We start from the raw sequence: 14,481 nt of genomic DNA on the forward strand, positions 1-14,481 counted from the left end.
GTTATTCGTGAGTCACGTCCTACGGAAACAGGTGGGGTTTTCGCATAAGTGGGGATATTTCCGACGACATTCTCAGGTTGGTCGTCGGAAGCGCGATCTATAGCATCGGACATGACATTGAAGTCGTACATGGCCTGGACGTTCAGGCCTCTGATAACGGATGGATCATGCGAACTCACCACCTCGAATACGAAACGCCTGCTTATTCCCATCGCCTTCAATGGCGTGACGATCGTGCCAGATGCCCTGTGGAGGAAGTCGCGATGCCCAGCGTCAAGATACCCCGGCTGACGGGTGTGAAGAGGGCCGAGGGCAAACCTGTCGACTTGCTCGTACGTGGTCAGAACATAGGTGACGACGCCTTTCTGATCGTTCAACTTACCGACGAAGGTTTTGAACTGAACGATGTGGTCAACATGCTTTCAACCTCTGAACTGTATCTGCAAGGCGATATGGTCAAACGTATCACCGGCAAGTCGGTCAGAACCGTACGGCGATTACTGAAGGAAGGTAAACCGGTACGGCTTGATCCCCAGCAGAGCGTCGTCGCCTACCAATATGCCTTGGTGCTGGAAAAGGCCATTCACGCCTTCGGGAGGCAGTCACGGGCCGAAGAGTGGCTGCGCAAACCCAGCACCTACCTGAGCGGTCGCGTACCCATCGAGTTTATCCGTCACTCACTGGGGTTTCAGATGGTGGAGCAGTATCTGGGGCAGCTGATATACGGGGTTTACCCATGAATCCCTTGCCCTGGGACGAGCATTGGTATGCCTGGCGGCTGGACCCCGAGATTTACGGAGGGACGTGGGACAGCGGGATGGGTTCGAATCTCAATGGTGGCCGATGGAACATACCCGGGCGGCGAGTCGTTTATGCATCAGTCGATCCGTCCTCGGCGATTCTGGAGGTGGCAGCCAATCGCAGTTTTGATGCGCTCGACAGCGAACGTTATGTACTCACGTGCTTTGAGGTCATCAGCGAAGCAAAGGTGAAAATCGTCCAGCCGGAGGAGGTGCCGAATCCTTACTGGTTGAGCCCCGCAAAGCCTTCACCCAATCAACAACTGTTTGCCGATGCGTTACTCGCTGAGCATCCGTTTGTGCTGATCCCCTCAGCGGCGACCCGGCACTCCTGGAATCTGCTGGTGAGCTGCGAATTGGCAGAGGGGCAGTTCAAGATGGTTTCCCAAGAGCGGTTTGGGCTGGATACCCGGTTGCTGAAGGAGAGGGAACTGGCTTGATCCACGCCTGCCATTTTTTGCATAACCTCATCACCCAACGGTCTAAATCGGGCTCTATAAAACGCTGCTGTCCATTGCACATCCCTGCATAAACCAAAACGCAGGGATGGCTGTTCATGATCCATTTTTTACCCGTTCGATCTCGTTTGAGCCTGGCCTTGCTGCTGGCAATCAACACCTTGCCGGCGGTCGCCGCTGACGAGCCGACAACCCAGCTGCAACGAGTCGAGGTCACCGGCACGGCGATTCGCCGGGTCGATGCTGAAACGGCGGTGCCGGTCACCATTCTGCGAGTTGAAGAACTGCGCGAGCAGGGCGTGACCACCACCGAAGAACTGGTGAGCCGGATTTCCGCAAACCAGTCCTCAGTCGGCTCGGGGCGTTCGGTGGGTTCGAGCAGCGGCGGTGCGTCGTATGCGGATTTGCGCGGCATCGGCCCGAACAAGACCCTGGTGCTGCTCAATGGGCGGCGGCTGAGCAACAACGCGACCAATGCGATCAATGGTTCCGGGGTTGACCTGAATACCATCCCGTTCGCCGCCATCGATCGTGTCGAGGTGCTGCGTGATGGCGCCTCGGCGCTGTACGGCACCGATGCGATCGGTGGGGTGATCAACTTCATCACCAAGACCAGCCTGACCGAAGGGCAGCTCAGCACCAACTACGACACGCCGACCCATGCCGGCGGTGGTGAAAGTCGTAATTTCAGCGGCAGTTGGGGTTTTGGCGATTTGCAGGATGACCGTTTCAACGTGTTCGGCGTGGTCAGTTATGACAAGCAGCAACGCCTGGCTGCCGAGGATCGTGGCTACACCTACAACTATCAGCCTGGACGCGGCCTCGACTACACCTCCGGCACTGCATCACCGGCGAACTGGAGCCAGGGCAGCAACGCCACCAACCCGCTGGCCAGTTCCGACTGCAACGCCCCGGGCCTGCTGGCGCGCAATGGCATCTGCCGCCAGAGTCTGTGGAACTACCTCGACCTGGTGCCGGAAACCGAGAAGACCTCGGCCTTCGCCAAAGCAACCGGCAAGCTTTCGGACGACCACAACGTCAGCCTCGAATACTTCTGGGCGCGCAACGAAAACCGCACGCAGATCGGTCCCGGCACGTTGATGGGTAACCAGGTCAATCCCGGTACGGCGTTTTATCCCGGCAACGGCATTACCCCAGGCCCGAACAGCTTCGCTCTCGACCCGACGCAACCGGTCGATGTGAATTGGCGCGAAAGTGCTGTCGGCGCCCGTCAGCATGAAGACGACAACACCGGGCAGCGTTTGCTGCTGAGCTTTGACGGCAGCGTGGTCGGTTGGGACTACAACGTCGGTGCGTCGTACAACCAGAACAAAGTGGTCAATAGCATCGAGGCCGGCTATGTCAACGACCGCGCCGTCAGCGCCGGCATTGCCAATGGCATCATCAACCCGTTCGGTGCGCAGACGGCTGCCGGGCAGGCGCTGCTGGCAGCCAATTCCGTAGACGGCGATTACGGCACGGCGGTCGGCCGCGTGAAGGCGATTGACGGGCGTGTCAGCCGCGAGATCGGTGACTGGTTCGGTGCCGGCCCTTCAGCGCTGGCGCTGGGTGGCGAATACCGCAAGGAAGATTTCCATCAGGACTTCGCCCAGTTCGCCGCCGACGTGCAGAGTCTGGGTGTCGACCCCAATGCCAGTGTCGCCGGGGATCGCAGCGTCTCGGCGCAGTACGCCGAGGTCAACGTGCCGGTGCTCGACAGCCTCGAATTGTCCGCCGCCGTGCGCCACGACAAGTACAGCGATTTTGGCAGCACCACCAACCCGAAATACTCGTTCCGCTTCCAGCCGTTCAAGGAACTGGTGGTGCGTGGCGCCTACAGTGAAGGTTTCCGCGCGCCGTCACTGTACGAGTTGTACAACCCCAACTTCACCACATTCACGGTCGCCAACTACAACGACCCTCGGCTGTGCGCAGGCGGCAACCCGAGCAACGGCGGGATCGCCAACCGTGACTGCGCCCAGCAGTTCTACAGCAGAACCGGTGGCAACACTGACCTGAGTCCGGAAACCGCACGCAACGTTACCCTCGGCTTCGTCTATCAGCCGTTCGAACGCCTGACCACCGGGCTGGATTTCTGGTGGATCAACATCGCCAACCAGATCGCGGAGTTCCCGGAATCGGCGGTGTTCGAGAACCCGGAGCTGTACCCGGACCGCCTGATTCGCAAGCCTGACGGTTCCATCGATCACATCGTCACGGGCCTGGCCAACCTCGGCAAGATCAAGACCAATGGCGTCGACGTCAGCTTCGACTACCGTTTGCCGAGCACTCCGTACGGCAACTTCGGGATCGGCCTGCAGGGCACTTATGTCAGTCGGTACGAGTACCAGCAGCAGCTCAAGGGCGACTACATCGACAAGCTCGGCGATTTCCGCGGCGGCGACTTCTCCTCGGCGGGTGCCGTGGCCCGCTGGCGCCACAGCCTGACCGGCAGCTGGAACTACGGCCCCTACGGCGTGGCCCTGACCAACCGCTACACCAGTGGCTACCACGACTCCGACCGCGAGACCCACGATTACGTTGGCTCGTACAACGTCTGGGATCTGGCTGGCACCTACACCTGGCGCAAAACCCTGAGCGTAACGCTCGGCGCGAAGAACCTGTTCGATCGTGAGCCACCGTTCAGCAACCAGACCTACACCTTCCAGAGCGGCTACGACCCGAAATACGGCGACCCGTTCGGCCGGACGCTGTACACGCGGGTCAATTACAAGTTCTGAAAATGCCCAGAGGGGGCGGGTTTTAGTCACTTATTGATCTAAAGCCTGCCCTATAAAAATCGCCGGCCTGTTGCACACCACAGGTAGGCAGGATGTTTGGTGACTGTACTGGCGCCTTCGCGAGCAAGCCCGCTCCCACAGGGGAACAGCGGTGAGCACAACTTCCTTGTGGGAGCGGGCTTGCTCGCGAAGAGGCCAGTAGCAACACCGTGCAAAAAGGATCTGCCAATGCTATCCAGGCTCATTCTGTTCAGCGCTTTTGCGCTGCTAAGCCCATTCAGTTGGGCCGCCCCGCAACCCGCCCTCACGGTCTACGGCGAAGCCCCCAAATACGCCCCGGACTTTCAACACCTGGCCTACGCCAACCCCAACGCACCCAAGGGCGGAACGTTGCGTCGCTCTTCACTGGAAAGCGGCCCGTTCGATCACCTGATTCCCTACATCGACAAAGGCACCGGCGTCGCCGACATCGACGGCTGGCTCTACGCGCCGCTGGCCTATCGCAGCAAGGACGAACCCTACAGCGTCTACGGCCTGGTGGCGCAGCAGATGGAACTGGCTGCAGATCGCCGCTGGCTGCGCTTCTACCTCAACCCCAACGCGCGCTTCGACGACGGCACGCCGATCACCGCGCAAGACGTGCGTTACACCTTCGAGCTGTTCACCACTCAGGGCAGCCTCAAATATCGCCAGCAGTTTCGTGATGTCGCCGACGTCGTGGTGGAATCGCCGACACAAGTGCGCTTCAACTTCAAGAACAACGACAGCCGCACCTTGCCGCTGGATCTGGCGACGCTGCCGGTGTTGCCCGAGCACTGGTGGCGTACGCGCAATTTCGCCGAGGGCGCCGGTTTCGAGATCCCTCCGGGCAGTGGCCCGTACCGGATCAGCGCCGTGGATGCCGGGCGCAGTGTGAAATTCCAGCGTGTTGCCGACTGGTGGGCCAAGGATCTGCCGATCACTCGCGGCCTCTATAACTTCGATCACTTGAGCGTGGAGTTCTTCGCCGATACCGATGTTGCAAGGCAGGTGCTCAAGGCTGGCGGCTTCGACTATAACCGCGAATTTTCCGCGACCAGTTACACCATCGGCTATGCCGGGGCGGCGCTGGAGCAGGGCAGATTGCTTCGCGAACATCTGGCGCCGGGTGCCGCGCAGGGCTCGCAAGGGTTCGCGTTCAATCTGCAGAAACCGCTGTTTCAGGATCGCCGGGTACGTCAGGCGATTGCCATGCTCTGGGATTTCGAATGGAGCAATCGGCAAATGATGCGCAGCATGTACCTGCGCCAGCGCAGTTACTTCTCGCACAGTGCGTTGTCGGCCACCGAGTTACCGGATGCCGAGGAGCTGAAAATCCTCGAACCGTGGCGCGGCAAGATCCCCGACGAGGTGTTTACCCAAGTCTTCGAAGCGCCGAAAACCGACGGCAGGGGCAACATCCGCGCCGAGCAGTTGCAGGCCTTGAAGCTGCTGGAAGCCGCCGGCTGGAAACCCCGTGGTGATCAGTTGGTGAATGCCAATGGCGAGCCGCTGCAGTTCACTTTTCTCAACGGTCAGAAGGGCTTTGAACGGCTGCTGCTGCCGTTCAAGCGCAACCTGGCGCAGATCGGCATCGGCTTCGATATCCGCCAGGTCGACACCGCGCAGTACACCAACCGCGTGCGCAATCGCGACTACGACATGATCGTCGTCGGCTACCCGGTGAGTCAGGCGCCGGGGCGCGAGATGTTCAATTACTTTGGCTCCGACGGCGCCGATGATCCTGGCTCGAACAATTACATGGTGCTGCGCGATCCGGCCGTCGATGCCCTGCTCGAAGGTCTGGTGCAGGCCGACAATCGCGAAAGCCTGCTGCGCCATGCCCATGCCTTGGATCGGGTGTTGCAGTGGGGCTATTACTGGATCCCCAATTACTACCCACCGGGGATTTCCACGGTGTGGTGGAACCGTTTCGGCCGCCCGGCGACGGCGCCGTTGTACGACGCCGGACTCGACACCTGGTGGGAAATCAGCCCGACCGCGCTGACGGCCGCGCAGATGCAGCAACAGCAAAAGGAGTACGCCCATGTGGGGTTATAGCTTGCGGCGTCTGCTGCTGATCGTGCCGACTTTGCTCGCCATTCTGCTGGTCAATTTTGTCATCGTGCAGGCCGCGCCGGGTGGCCCGGTGGAACAGGCGATTGCCCGGTTGCAGGGCATTGGTGTCGGCGCGGCGGTGGGCGGTGGCCATGTCGAAACCATTGGTGGCGAATCCCGCGCCACCCGGGGTCTCGACCCGAAACTGGTGGCCGACATCGAGCGTCAGTACGGCTTCGACAAACCGGCTGGTGAGCGCCTGTGGCTGATGCTCAAAAGCTACGCGCAGCTGGATTTCGGTCAGAGCTTTTTCCGTGGTGCCAGCGTCACCGAACTGATCTGGCAGAAGCTGCCAGTGACCTTGTCGCTGGGCTTGTGGGCCACGTTGATCACTTATCTGGTGTCGATTCCGCTGGGTATCCGCAAGGCCGTGCACAACGGTTCGGCGTTCGATGTCTGGAGCAGCGTGGCGATCATCATCGGCTACGCGATGCCGGGTTTTCTGTTCGCACTGCTGCTGATCATCGTGTTCGCCGGCGGCACCGCGCTGGACTGGTTTCCGGTGCGCGGGCTGGTCTCGGACAACTTCGCGGAGCTGTCACCGTGGGGCAAAGTGGCCGATTACTTCTGGCATCTGGTGCTGCCGGTCACGGCGCTGGTCATCGGCGGATTCGCCACGCTGACGATCCTCACCAAGAACAGTTTTCTCAACGAGATCTCGCGCTTGTACGTGGTGACGGCGCGGGCCAAGGGCCTCAGTCAGCGTCAGGTTTTATACGGTCATGTGTTTCGCAACGCGATGCTGCTGGTGGTCGCGGGGCTGCCGCAAGCACTGGTGACGGTGTTTTTCGGCGGTTCGTTGCTGATCGAAGTGATCTTCTCGCTCGATGGCCTCGGCCGTCTCAGCTACGAGGCGGCCGTGTCGCGCGACTACCCGGTGGTGTTCGGTTCGCTGTTCATCTTCACCCTGTTCGGCCTGCTGATAAAACTGCTCGGTGACCTGTGCTATACGCTGGTCGACCCGCGCATCGACTTCACCGCGAGGACTGCCTGATGTTGACTCTATCTCCCATCGGACAGCGCCGTTGGACGCGGTTCAAGGCGCATCGACGTGGCTGGTGGTCACTGTGGCTGTTTTTGCTGCTGTTCGGCCTGAGCCTGGGCGGCGAGCTGATCGCCAATGACAAACCGTTAATGGTCGAGTATCAGGGCCAGTGGTACTTCCCGGCGTTCAAGCGCTACACCGAGCAGGATTTCGGCGGCGAATTGCCGTTCCAGCCGGACTACCGCAGTGCGCAGGTGCGGCAACTGATCGAGGGGCAGGGTGGGCGGATGTGGTTTGCGCCGATCCCGTTCGGTTTCGATACGGTGAATTACGACCTGACTGAACCGGCACCGAGTCCACCGAGCGGCGAGAACTGGCTGGGCACCGACGATCAGGCGCGGGATGTGCTGGCGCGGGTGATCTTCGGTACGCGGGTGTCGCTGCTGTTTGCCCTGGCGCTGACCGCCGCCAGTGCGCTGATCGGCATTGCTGCCGGGGCCTTGCAAGGCTATTACGGCGGTTGGGTCGATCTGCTCGGGCAGCGGTTGCTGGAGGTGTGGTCGGGGCTGCCGGTGTTGTATCTGCTGATCATCCTGTCCGGGTTCGTCGAGCCGAATTTCTGGTGGCTGTTGGGGATCATGGCGCTGTTTTCCTGGCTGAGTCTGGTCGATGTGGTGCGCGCCGAGTTCCTGCGCAGCCGCGGTCTGGAATACGTGAAAGCCGCGCGGGCGCTGGGGGTTGGCGATGCGCAGGTGATCAGCCGTCACATCTTGCCCAACGCCATGAGTGCGACCCTGACCTATTTGCCGTTCATTCTTACCGGAGCGATCGCGACCTTGTCGGCGCTGGATTTTCTCGGTTTCGGCATGCCCGCCGGCAGCGCTTCATTGGGCGAACTGATCGGTCAGGGCAAGAGCAATCTGCAAGCGCCGTGGTTGGGGCTGACGGCTTTTTTTGCGTTGGCGCTGATTCTTTCTCTGTTGGTGTTCATCGGCGAGGCGTGCCGAGATGCGTTTGATCCAAGGACTTGAGATGAGCGATAACTTGATTGAAATCCGCGACCTGCGTGTGGCATTCAACGGCCAGCCAGTGGTGCATGGCATCGACCTCGATATTCGTCCGGGCGAATGCCTGGCGCTGGTCGGGGAGTCTGGCTCCGGCAAATCGGTGACCGCCCACAGCATCCTGCAATTGCTTGACCCGAACATCACGCGGATCGATGGCAGCATTCGTTATGCCGGTGAAGAGCTGCTCGGTGTGCATGAGCGCTATCTGCGCCAGTTAAGGGGCAACCGGATCGCGATGATTTTTCAGGAGCCGATGAGTTCGCTGAATCCGCTGCACACGATCGAGCGGCAACTCGGTGAGAGCCTGGCGCTGCACAAAGGGCTGGCGGGCGCGCAAGCCCGTGAGCGCATTCTTGAGTTGCTGGAGCTGGTGGGGATTCAGAAGCCCCGCGAACGGCTCAAGGCCTATCCGCATCAACTCTCCGGCGGTCAACGCCAGCGGGTGATGATTGCCATGGCGCTGGCCTGCGAGCCGCAACTGCTGATCGCCGACGAGCCGACCACGGCGCTGGATGTGACGGTGCAGCGCAGGATTCTGTTGCTGCTCAAAGACTTGCAGCAGCGGCTCGGCATGGCGCTGCTGATCATCAGCCATGACCTGAATCTGGTGCGCACCATCGCACAGCGAGTGGCGGTGATGCGCAGTGGGCGGATCGTCGAGCAGGCGCCGTGCGAGCAACTGTTCCGTGCGCCGCAGCATCCCTACAGCATCGAATTGCTTAATGCCGAGCCGGGGGGTGAAGCGCTGTGCCGGGATGTGGCGCAGGATTTGTTGCAGGTGCGCGATCTGCATGTGCGCTTTCGCCTGGGTGGTGGTTGGCTGCGGCCGAAGACCTGGCTGGAGGCGGTCAAGGGCATCGATTTGAATCTGCAGCGCGGCAAAACCTTGGGGATTGTTGGTGAGTCGGGGTCGGGCAAGTCGACCTTGGGCCAGGCGATTTTGCGGCTGATCGACGCCGAGGGCAGCATTCGCTTTGCAGGGGAGGCGCTGGAGCAGCTGAGTGGCAAGCAACTGCGACCGCTACGCAAACGCCTGCAAGTGGTGTTTCAGGATCCGTTCGGCAGCCTAAGTCCGCGCCTGTGCGTGGCGCAGATCATCGCCGAAGGCTTGCAGGTGCACAGTGATTTGAATGCTGCCGAGCGTGAGCAGGCGGTGATCGATGTGCTGCGTGAAGTCGGGCTTGATCCGGCCACCCGTCATCGCTATCCCCACGAGTTTTCCGGTGGCCAGCGCCAACGGATTGCCATCGCCCGGGCGCTGGTGCTCAAGCCGGATTTGATCTTGCTCGATGAGCCGACCTCGGCGCTGGATCGCACGGTGCAAAAACAGATCGTTGCTTTATTGCGGCGACTGCAGGAAGAGCATGGGCTGACTTATCTGTTCATCAGCCATGACCTGGCGGTGGTGCGGGCGTTGGCTCATGACCTGATTGTGATGAAGGAGGGTGAGGTGGTGGAACAGGGTCAGACCGATGAGCTGTTTAGGGCGGCGCGGCATCCTTATACGCAGGAGCTATTGGCGGCATCGTTTGTCACGACGATTTTGCCTGCGACGCATACGGACAAACTTTTATCCGCGGTGTAGATCCGGTACATTCCGCGCCCTGGCCAATACAAGGAAGTAGATGATGGCAAAACCTGCCGCTCGACTCAGCGATCTCAATGCCTGCCCGGTGACCGGTCACGGTACCAACCCAAGCACCAGCGGTTCGCCCAACGTGAACATCAACGGCATGCCGGTGCTGCGTGTCGGCGATTCCACGGCTTGCGGAGACTCCGTCACCGAAGGGATAGGCAACATACTGATCAATGGCAAACCTATTGCCTTTCTCGGCAGCTCCACCGCTCATGGCGGCATGATCATCACTGGCTCCGGTGACGTTTTCGTCGGCACCGCAGTCGGCGCCGTGCCGTTCACTCCGATCGTTACCGTGCCCAAGCATAGCGAACGCTTCCAACTGGTCGACGAAACCACCGGCGAAGCCATTCCCGATATGCTCTATTGCATCGAAACCGGCGACGGCCAGCGCCTCGTCGGCCACACCGACAACCACGGCAACGCCGCTCGGGTGTTCACCGCCGATCCTACCTCCGTTGTCGTGCAATGGGGCAAGGAAGCCGCCGCTCATCTGGATGCGTTGGGCATTGCTTACTAAGGAAGGTCAGACGTGGCGCCACCGAAGAAAAAACAGGCCCAGACAAGCGATCAGCACGGCACGACGCAGGTCAAGGGGACACTCAAATACGATTATGTAACTGTGGTGGGCTCTTACCACATTAGTCGCTGGACGGAATTTCGCGAGAATTACGGCAACAAGATGAGTTTCATCAACCAAGGTGTTGGCCAGTTGAGAGACTACTCGAACCTTAAAAAGGGTGCCGCGGACAAAACCTTTTTTCTGCTGTTTGTCGCGGAGTACGATCCCAAAATGCGCGCCAGGCTCAAAGAGCTTGTCGTCAACACATACAGAGCCGAATACCTTGAGATTGATTCCGCCGCCGAACTGGTTGCTTTCATAAACAAGCGGGTAGAGGAAAAGCGCGAGATCAAACAGCTCGACATCTTTGCCCACGGCGTGGTGTTCAATATCGAGTTCGGTTACGAAATCGAAGGTAAGGATGCCAGCTATCGCTTTGGACCTGCCCAAGCGAGCCAATTGCAGCCTGATGCCTTTGCCTTCGGCGCTAATATCTTTTCGTACGCATGCCGAACCGGGTTGGGGGTTGATGAGACGGCACTTGTCAGTGAGGGGCAGGAACATTACGAGCTCAGCCTTGCACAGAAACTTGCCGATGCAACCGGGGCGACCATTCATGCTTACCCGCGGCGCAGCCTTTACGACCAAACATATGGCAGTGATGCAGAGCGCGATGGTCTGGAGGGGGCGAAGGCGCGTGTAGCGTCGGATAATCGAGCCAAATCCGCTTTCATGATCAAGAAAGCTGGCTACGAACGGCGTCTTGCTGAATACAGATTGTCAAAAAAGGACGACACCGTGGAGCTGCCGGGCGAAACAGCCCCGGTTCAGCCGCCGGAGCTGGCTACCGAAAATGACAAAAAGCTTTTGATGCATGCTCAGAGCCGCGCGAAAAACGAAAAGAACATGAGTTATCCGCTGGACGATTATGGGGCTGTCGGAAAGGTGCGCTCAGGCAATACGCCGTTGGGGCCACCGAAGCAGCAAATGAAGTTTAAAAAAGGGCTTCCGGCACAACCATGACTGTTAATTTTCACAAGCGCTTGGGTCTCGTAGCGGCCTTTTTGCTGGTTTTTAGTGCGATGGGGCTCTATCTGCACACAAGGGAAGATGCGATGAGCGAGAAAGTGATGATGTACTACGGCGACTGGAGTCCGGAAGAAAACCGTTTTGATGCAACAAAATGGTTTCGTACCGATATGTACCGCACTGATGTTGTCGATGGAAAAAAAAGCGCTGTAACCATGCTGCGTAACAGACCATTACCTTTCAAGCCAAGCGACAACGATGAGTTGGTAGCTGGCGCCATTGTGGCCCTCGAGGCGGCGTTTCCGCCGGTCAATTGTGACTTGCTTGGCAAGGAGTGGCCGATGCTGATTCCACGCATCCGCTACCGCTACAGCGCTTTCGAAGCGCCGGATCAGCCACAGGATTATTACAACATTTACCTGAAGTACCAGGGTGAGCGGTATGTCATCACCTTCGCCCGGGATGCGCAAACCGGTGAAATCATCCCAGGGGGTAGCGTCCAGTTGATGTACCCCGAGAGTGAGAGCCAGATCGCCGATCGGCAGGTCTTCAAGGAGCTGGACGCCGCCGGCATCCAATGACCCGGAAATGACAAATCCCGCCATCAAGGCGGGATTTGTTTGTACTGCGACGTAGTCTTACGACGGGAACAGCTCGGACAGTTTCATCGCCAGCATCATGTCGCCTTCAGCGCGCAGTTTGCCGCCCATGAACGCTTGCATGCCGTCGGTCGAACCATCGACGATGCCTTCCAGGGTTTCGCCGTCCATCACCAGAGTGACCTGAGCGTCCGGGTTCTCGCCTTCTTGCAGCTCGCAGGTGCTGTCCTTGACGATCAGCGAGAAGTTTTTGGTGTCGTCGATGCGAAAACCGAAGACCAGATCCAGACCGGCAGCGGCGGCTGGGTTGAACTTGGCTTTCATTGCTTGTACGGCATCAGCTACGGAGGTCATGGTTCGATCCTTTCTTGGGTAATAGGCGCTGGTTGATTACAGCAAGGGTCACAATTATCCGGACTCAGCGGAAAGTGATGAGTTCCGGAGCCTTCAGCAGTTGCAGATGTGCGTGACTGTTGAAGGAAGCCAAAGCCACCTCGCGACCGCGGAACTTCAGCTGGTTGAGCGAGGTGTTGACGATTTGCCAATTCAGTTCTAAGGCCTGCCGGGCAGGCATTTGGGTAATCAGGTGGAGCAGGGCGGTAATGGTGCCGCCGGAGGTGAACACGGCGATTTTCTGGTTGCCGTCGGCCTGTTCGAGGATCCGGTGCAGTCCGCCCTGTACCCGCTCGACGAAACCCAGCCAGCTTTCCAGCCCGGGGGTGTCGTAGGTGCCCGCCAGCCAGCGCTCGATGACCAGGGCGAAGATGCGCTGGAATTCGGCGCGGTTTTGCGCCGCGTTGCGCAGGATGTCGATGGCTTCCGGCTCGTCCGCCAGCATGGCGGGGATCAGGGCGCGGATGATCGCGTCGGCATCGAACTCGTTGAACGCGGAGTCGGTCTCCAGCGTCGGTACCGACAGGCCCTTGGCGGTGAGCTGCTCCAGCGCGCTGGTGGCCGTGTGTTGCTGACGACGCAGGTCGCCCGCCAGGCAGCGATCGAAACGGATTCCCAGCTCGGCGAGGTGCTGGCCAAGGACTTCTGCCTGGCGCACACCGATCGGCGACAGGACGTCATAGTCGTCTGCACCAAAGGAGGCCTGGCCATGTCGAATCAAATAGATGCTGCCCACGTCCGCGTCATCCCGGTACGTTGAAGGTTGTGGCGAGGTTATGAGGATGACGAAGTGCTGTCAATGAAAAAACATACGCTTGTTTGAAATGCCCGTTACAGGCCTGTTGCCAGAGGTTTCACGGCTGGTCGACGGGCCGGCGCATGGGTATGCTGGAGCCATCCCGCGCGTGTTTCGTGTCCGCGCATTGTTTTAAGGAGTCTCTGTGGAGTTTTTGTCCGAATACGCCAGCTTCCTGGCCAAAACCGTGACCCTGGTCGTTGCCATTCTGGTGGTGCTGGCCAGTTTCGCTGCATTGCGCAGCAAGGGCCGGCGCAAGTCGGCGGGTCAGCTGCAGGTCAGCAAGCTCAACGATTTCTATAAAGGTCTGCGTGAGCGCCTGGAGCAGACCCTGCTCGACAAGGATCAGCTCAAGGCCTTGCGCAAGGGCCAGGCCAAGGCTGAGAAAGGCGAGAAGAAGCAGAAGAGCAAAACCGAGAGCAAATCCCGGGTGTTCGTGCTCGATTTCGACGGTGACATCAAGGCGTCGGCCACCGAGAGCCTGCGTCACGAAATCACCGCACTGCTGACTCTCGCCACGCCAAAGGACGAAGTGGTACTGCGTCTGGAAAGCGGCGGCGGCATGGTTCACAGCTACGGCCTGGCATCGTCGCAACTGGCGCGTATCCGCGAGGCCGGCGTGCCGCTGACCGTGTGCATCGACAAGGTCGCGGCCAGCGGCGGTTACATGATGGCCTGCATTGGCGAGAAGATCATCAGCGCACCGTTCGCGATCCTCGGTTCGATCGGCGTCGTCGCGCAGTTGCCCAACGTCAATCGCCTGCTGAAAAAGCACGACATCGACTTTGAAGTGCTGACTGCCGGTGAATACAAGCGCACCCTGACCGTGTTTGGCGAAAATACCGAAAAGGGCCGCGAGAAATTCCAGGAAGACCTGGACATTACTCATCAACTGTTCAAGAACTTCGTCGCCCGCTACCGCCCGCAACTGGCCATCGACGAGGTCGCCACCGGTGAGGTCTGGCTCGGTGTCGCGGCGCTGGACAAACAGCTGGTGGACGAACTCAAGACCAGCGACGAGTACCTCGCCGACCGGGCAAAAAAGGCTGAGGTCTACCACCTGCACTACGCCGAACGCAAAAGCCTGCAGGAACGCATCGGCATGGCGGCCAGCGGTTCGGTGGATCGCGTGTTGCTGAACTGGTGGAGTCGCCTGACCCAGCAACGTTTCTGGTAATGCACTAAAACAATAGCCCCGTTCTCTGTCCTGCCGAGAACGGGGCTATTTTATTTTTGGCGGTATATATGTACTTCTCGAGTTCGAATTGTTGATTCGAAC

Annotated in this window: 13 protein-coding genes; 11 read left to right on the forward strand and 2 right to left on the reverse strand. The window is 59.5% G+C overall.

All coding sequences use genetic code 11. The features are described from left to right. Positions 1–263: 263 nt before the first annotated feature. From NTD85_RS24200 to NTD85_RS24245, 10 genes are all read left to right on the forward strand, one after another. Positions 264–740 carry an MbcA/ParS/Xre antitoxin family protein gene (locus NTD85_RS24200; RefSeq protein WP_262143396.1) on the forward strand — a complete coding sequence of 159 codons (477 nt, stop codon included), beginning with the start codon at positions 264–266 and terminating at the stop codon, positions 738–740. Continuing rightward, on the forward strand, positions 737–1,240 hold the full coding sequence (locus NTD85_RS24205) for an RES family NAD+ phosphorylase (RefSeq protein WP_003225547.1): 504 nt from the start codon (positions 737–739) through the stop codon (positions 1,238–1,240). Before NTD85_RS24200 ends, NTD85_RS24205 begins: the two co-directional genes overlap by 4 nt. A 116-nt stretch (positions 1,241–1,356) precedes the next feature. Beyond that, positions 1,357–3,999 (forward strand): TonB-dependent receptor, encoded by a 2,643-nt coding sequence (locus NTD85_RS24210; protein WP_262143397.1) that lies wholly within the window; start codon positions 1,357–1,359, stop codon positions 3,997–3,999. Positions 4,000–4,227: 228 nt separating this feature from the next. Continuing rightward, on the forward strand, positions 4,228–6,078 hold the full coding sequence (locus NTD85_RS24215; protein WP_262143398.1) for an extracellular solute-binding protein: 1,851 nt from the start codon (positions 4,228–4,230) through the stop codon (positions 6,076–6,078). Further along, positions 6,065–7,129 carry a microcin C ABC transporter permease YejB gene (locus NTD85_RS24220; RefSeq protein WP_103484770.1) on the forward strand — a complete coding sequence of 355 codons (1,065 nt, stop codon included), beginning with the start codon at positions 6,065–6,067 and terminating at the stop codon, positions 7,127–7,129. Before NTD85_RS24215 ends, NTD85_RS24220 begins: the two co-directional genes overlap by 14 nt. Beyond that, on the forward strand, positions 7,129–8,151 hold the full coding sequence (locus NTD85_RS24225; RefSeq protein WP_103484769.1) for an ABC transporter permease: 1,023 nt from the start codon (positions 7,129–7,131) through the stop codon (positions 8,149–8,151). Before NTD85_RS24220 ends, NTD85_RS24225 begins: the two co-directional genes overlap by 1 nt. Before the next feature lies 1 nt (position 8,152). Further along, positions 8,153–9,772 carry an ABC transporter ATP-binding protein gene (locus NTD85_RS24230; protein WP_262143399.1) on the forward strand — a complete coding sequence of 540 codons (1,620 nt, stop codon included), beginning with the start codon at positions 8,153–8,155 and terminating at the stop codon, positions 9,770–9,772. A 43-nt stretch (positions 9,773–9,815) separates the two neighbouring features. Then, the gene (locus NTD85_RS24235; RefSeq protein WP_003225535.1) at positions 9,816–10,343 is read left to right on the forward strand and encodes a PAAR domain-containing protein; all 528 of its coding nucleotides are present in this window, start codon (positions 9,816–9,818) and stop codon (positions 10,341–10,343) included. 12 nt (positions 10,344–10,355) lie between these two features. Further along, positions 10,356–11,408: a hypothetical protein gene (locus tag NTD85_RS24240; protein ID WP_003225534.1), complete on the forward strand. Its 1,053-nt coding sequence runs from the start codon at positions 10,356–10,358 to the stop codon at positions 11,406–11,408. Beyond that, the gene (locus NTD85_RS24245; RefSeq protein ID WP_262143400.1) at positions 11,405–11,995 is read left to right on the forward strand and encodes a hypothetical protein; all 591 of its coding nucleotides are present in this window, start codon (positions 11,405–11,407) and stop codon (positions 11,993–11,995) included. Before NTD85_RS24240 ends, NTD85_RS24245 begins: the two co-directional genes overlap by 4 nt. A gap of 57 nt (positions 11,996–12,052) precedes the next feature. Here NTD85_RS24245 and NTD85_RS24250 read toward each other — a convergent pair whose 3' ends face one another. Together NTD85_RS24250 and NTD85_RS24255 are read right to left on the reverse strand one after the other, a co-directional pair. After that, the gene (locus NTD85_RS24250) at positions 12,053–12,367 is read right to left on the reverse strand and encodes an SCP2 sterol-binding domain-containing protein (RefSeq protein ID WP_008015934.1); all 315 of its coding nucleotides are present in this window, start codon (positions 12,365–12,367) and stop codon (positions 12,053–12,055) included. 64 nt (positions 12,368–12,431) lie between these two features. Continuing rightward, positions 12,432–13,142 carry a histidine phosphatase family protein gene (locus NTD85_RS24255; protein WP_262143401.1) on the reverse strand — a complete coding sequence of 237 codons (711 nt, stop codon included), beginning with the start codon at positions 13,140–13,142 and terminating at the stop codon, positions 12,432–12,434. Between the two features lie 205 nt (positions 13,143–13,347). Between NTD85_RS24255 and sohB the strand changes: the two genes are divergently transcribed. Then, positions 13,348–14,379 carry a protease SohB gene (gene sohB, locus NTD85_RS24260; RefSeq protein WP_003225526.1) on the forward strand — a complete coding sequence of 344 codons (1,032 nt, stop codon included), beginning with the start codon at positions 13,348–13,350 and terminating at the stop codon, positions 14,377–14,379. Positions 14,380–14,481 lie beyond the last annotated feature (102 nt).

The sequence above is a fragment of the Pseudomonas sp. 13B_3.2_Bac1 genome, from assembly GCF_025466205.1.
GTDB lineage: Bacteria > Pseudomonadota > Gammaproteobacteria > Pseudomonadales > Pseudomonadaceae > Aquipseudomonas > Aquipseudomonas fluorescens_H.

Coding starts and splice junctions, on each gene's coding strand:
- NTD85_RS24250 (WP_008015934.1), bottom strand. CDS start 12,367: ATGACCTCCGTAGCTGATGCCGTACAAGCAATGAAAGCCAAGTTCAAC.
- NTD85_RS24205 (WP_003225547.1), top strand. CDS start 737: ATGAATCCCTTGCCCTGGGACGAGCATTGGTATGCCTGGCGGCTGGAC.
- NTD85_RS24235 (WP_003225535.1), top strand. CDS start 9,816: ATGGCAAAACCTGCCGCTCGACTCAGCGATCTCAATGCCTGCCCGGTG.
- NTD85_RS24230 (WP_262143399.1), top strand. CDS start 8,153: ATGAGCGATAACTTGATTGAAATCCGCGACCTGCGTGTGGCATTCAAC.
- NTD85_RS24215 (WP_262143398.1), top strand. CDS start 4,228: ATGCTATCCAGGCTCATTCTGTTCAGCGCTTTTGCGCTGCTAAGCCCA.
- NTD85_RS24210 (WP_262143397.1), top strand. CDS start 1,357: ATGATCCATTTTTTACCCGTTCGATCTCGTTTGAGCCTGGCCTTGCTG.
- NTD85_RS24220 (WP_103484770.1), top strand. CDS start 6,065: ATGTGGGGTTATAGCTTGCGGCGTCTGCTGCTGATCGTGCCGACTTTG.
- NTD85_RS24245 (WP_262143400.1), top strand. CDS start 11,405: ATGACTGTTAATTTTCACAAGCGCTTGGGTCTCGTAGCGGCCTTTTTG.
- NTD85_RS24225 (WP_103484769.1), top strand. CDS start 7,129: ATGTTGACTCTATCTCCCATCGGACAGCGCCGTTGGACGCGGTTCAAG.
- NTD85_RS24200 (WP_262143396.1), top strand. CDS start 264: ATGCCCAGCGTCAAGATACCCCGGCTGACGGGTGTGAAGAGGGCCGAG.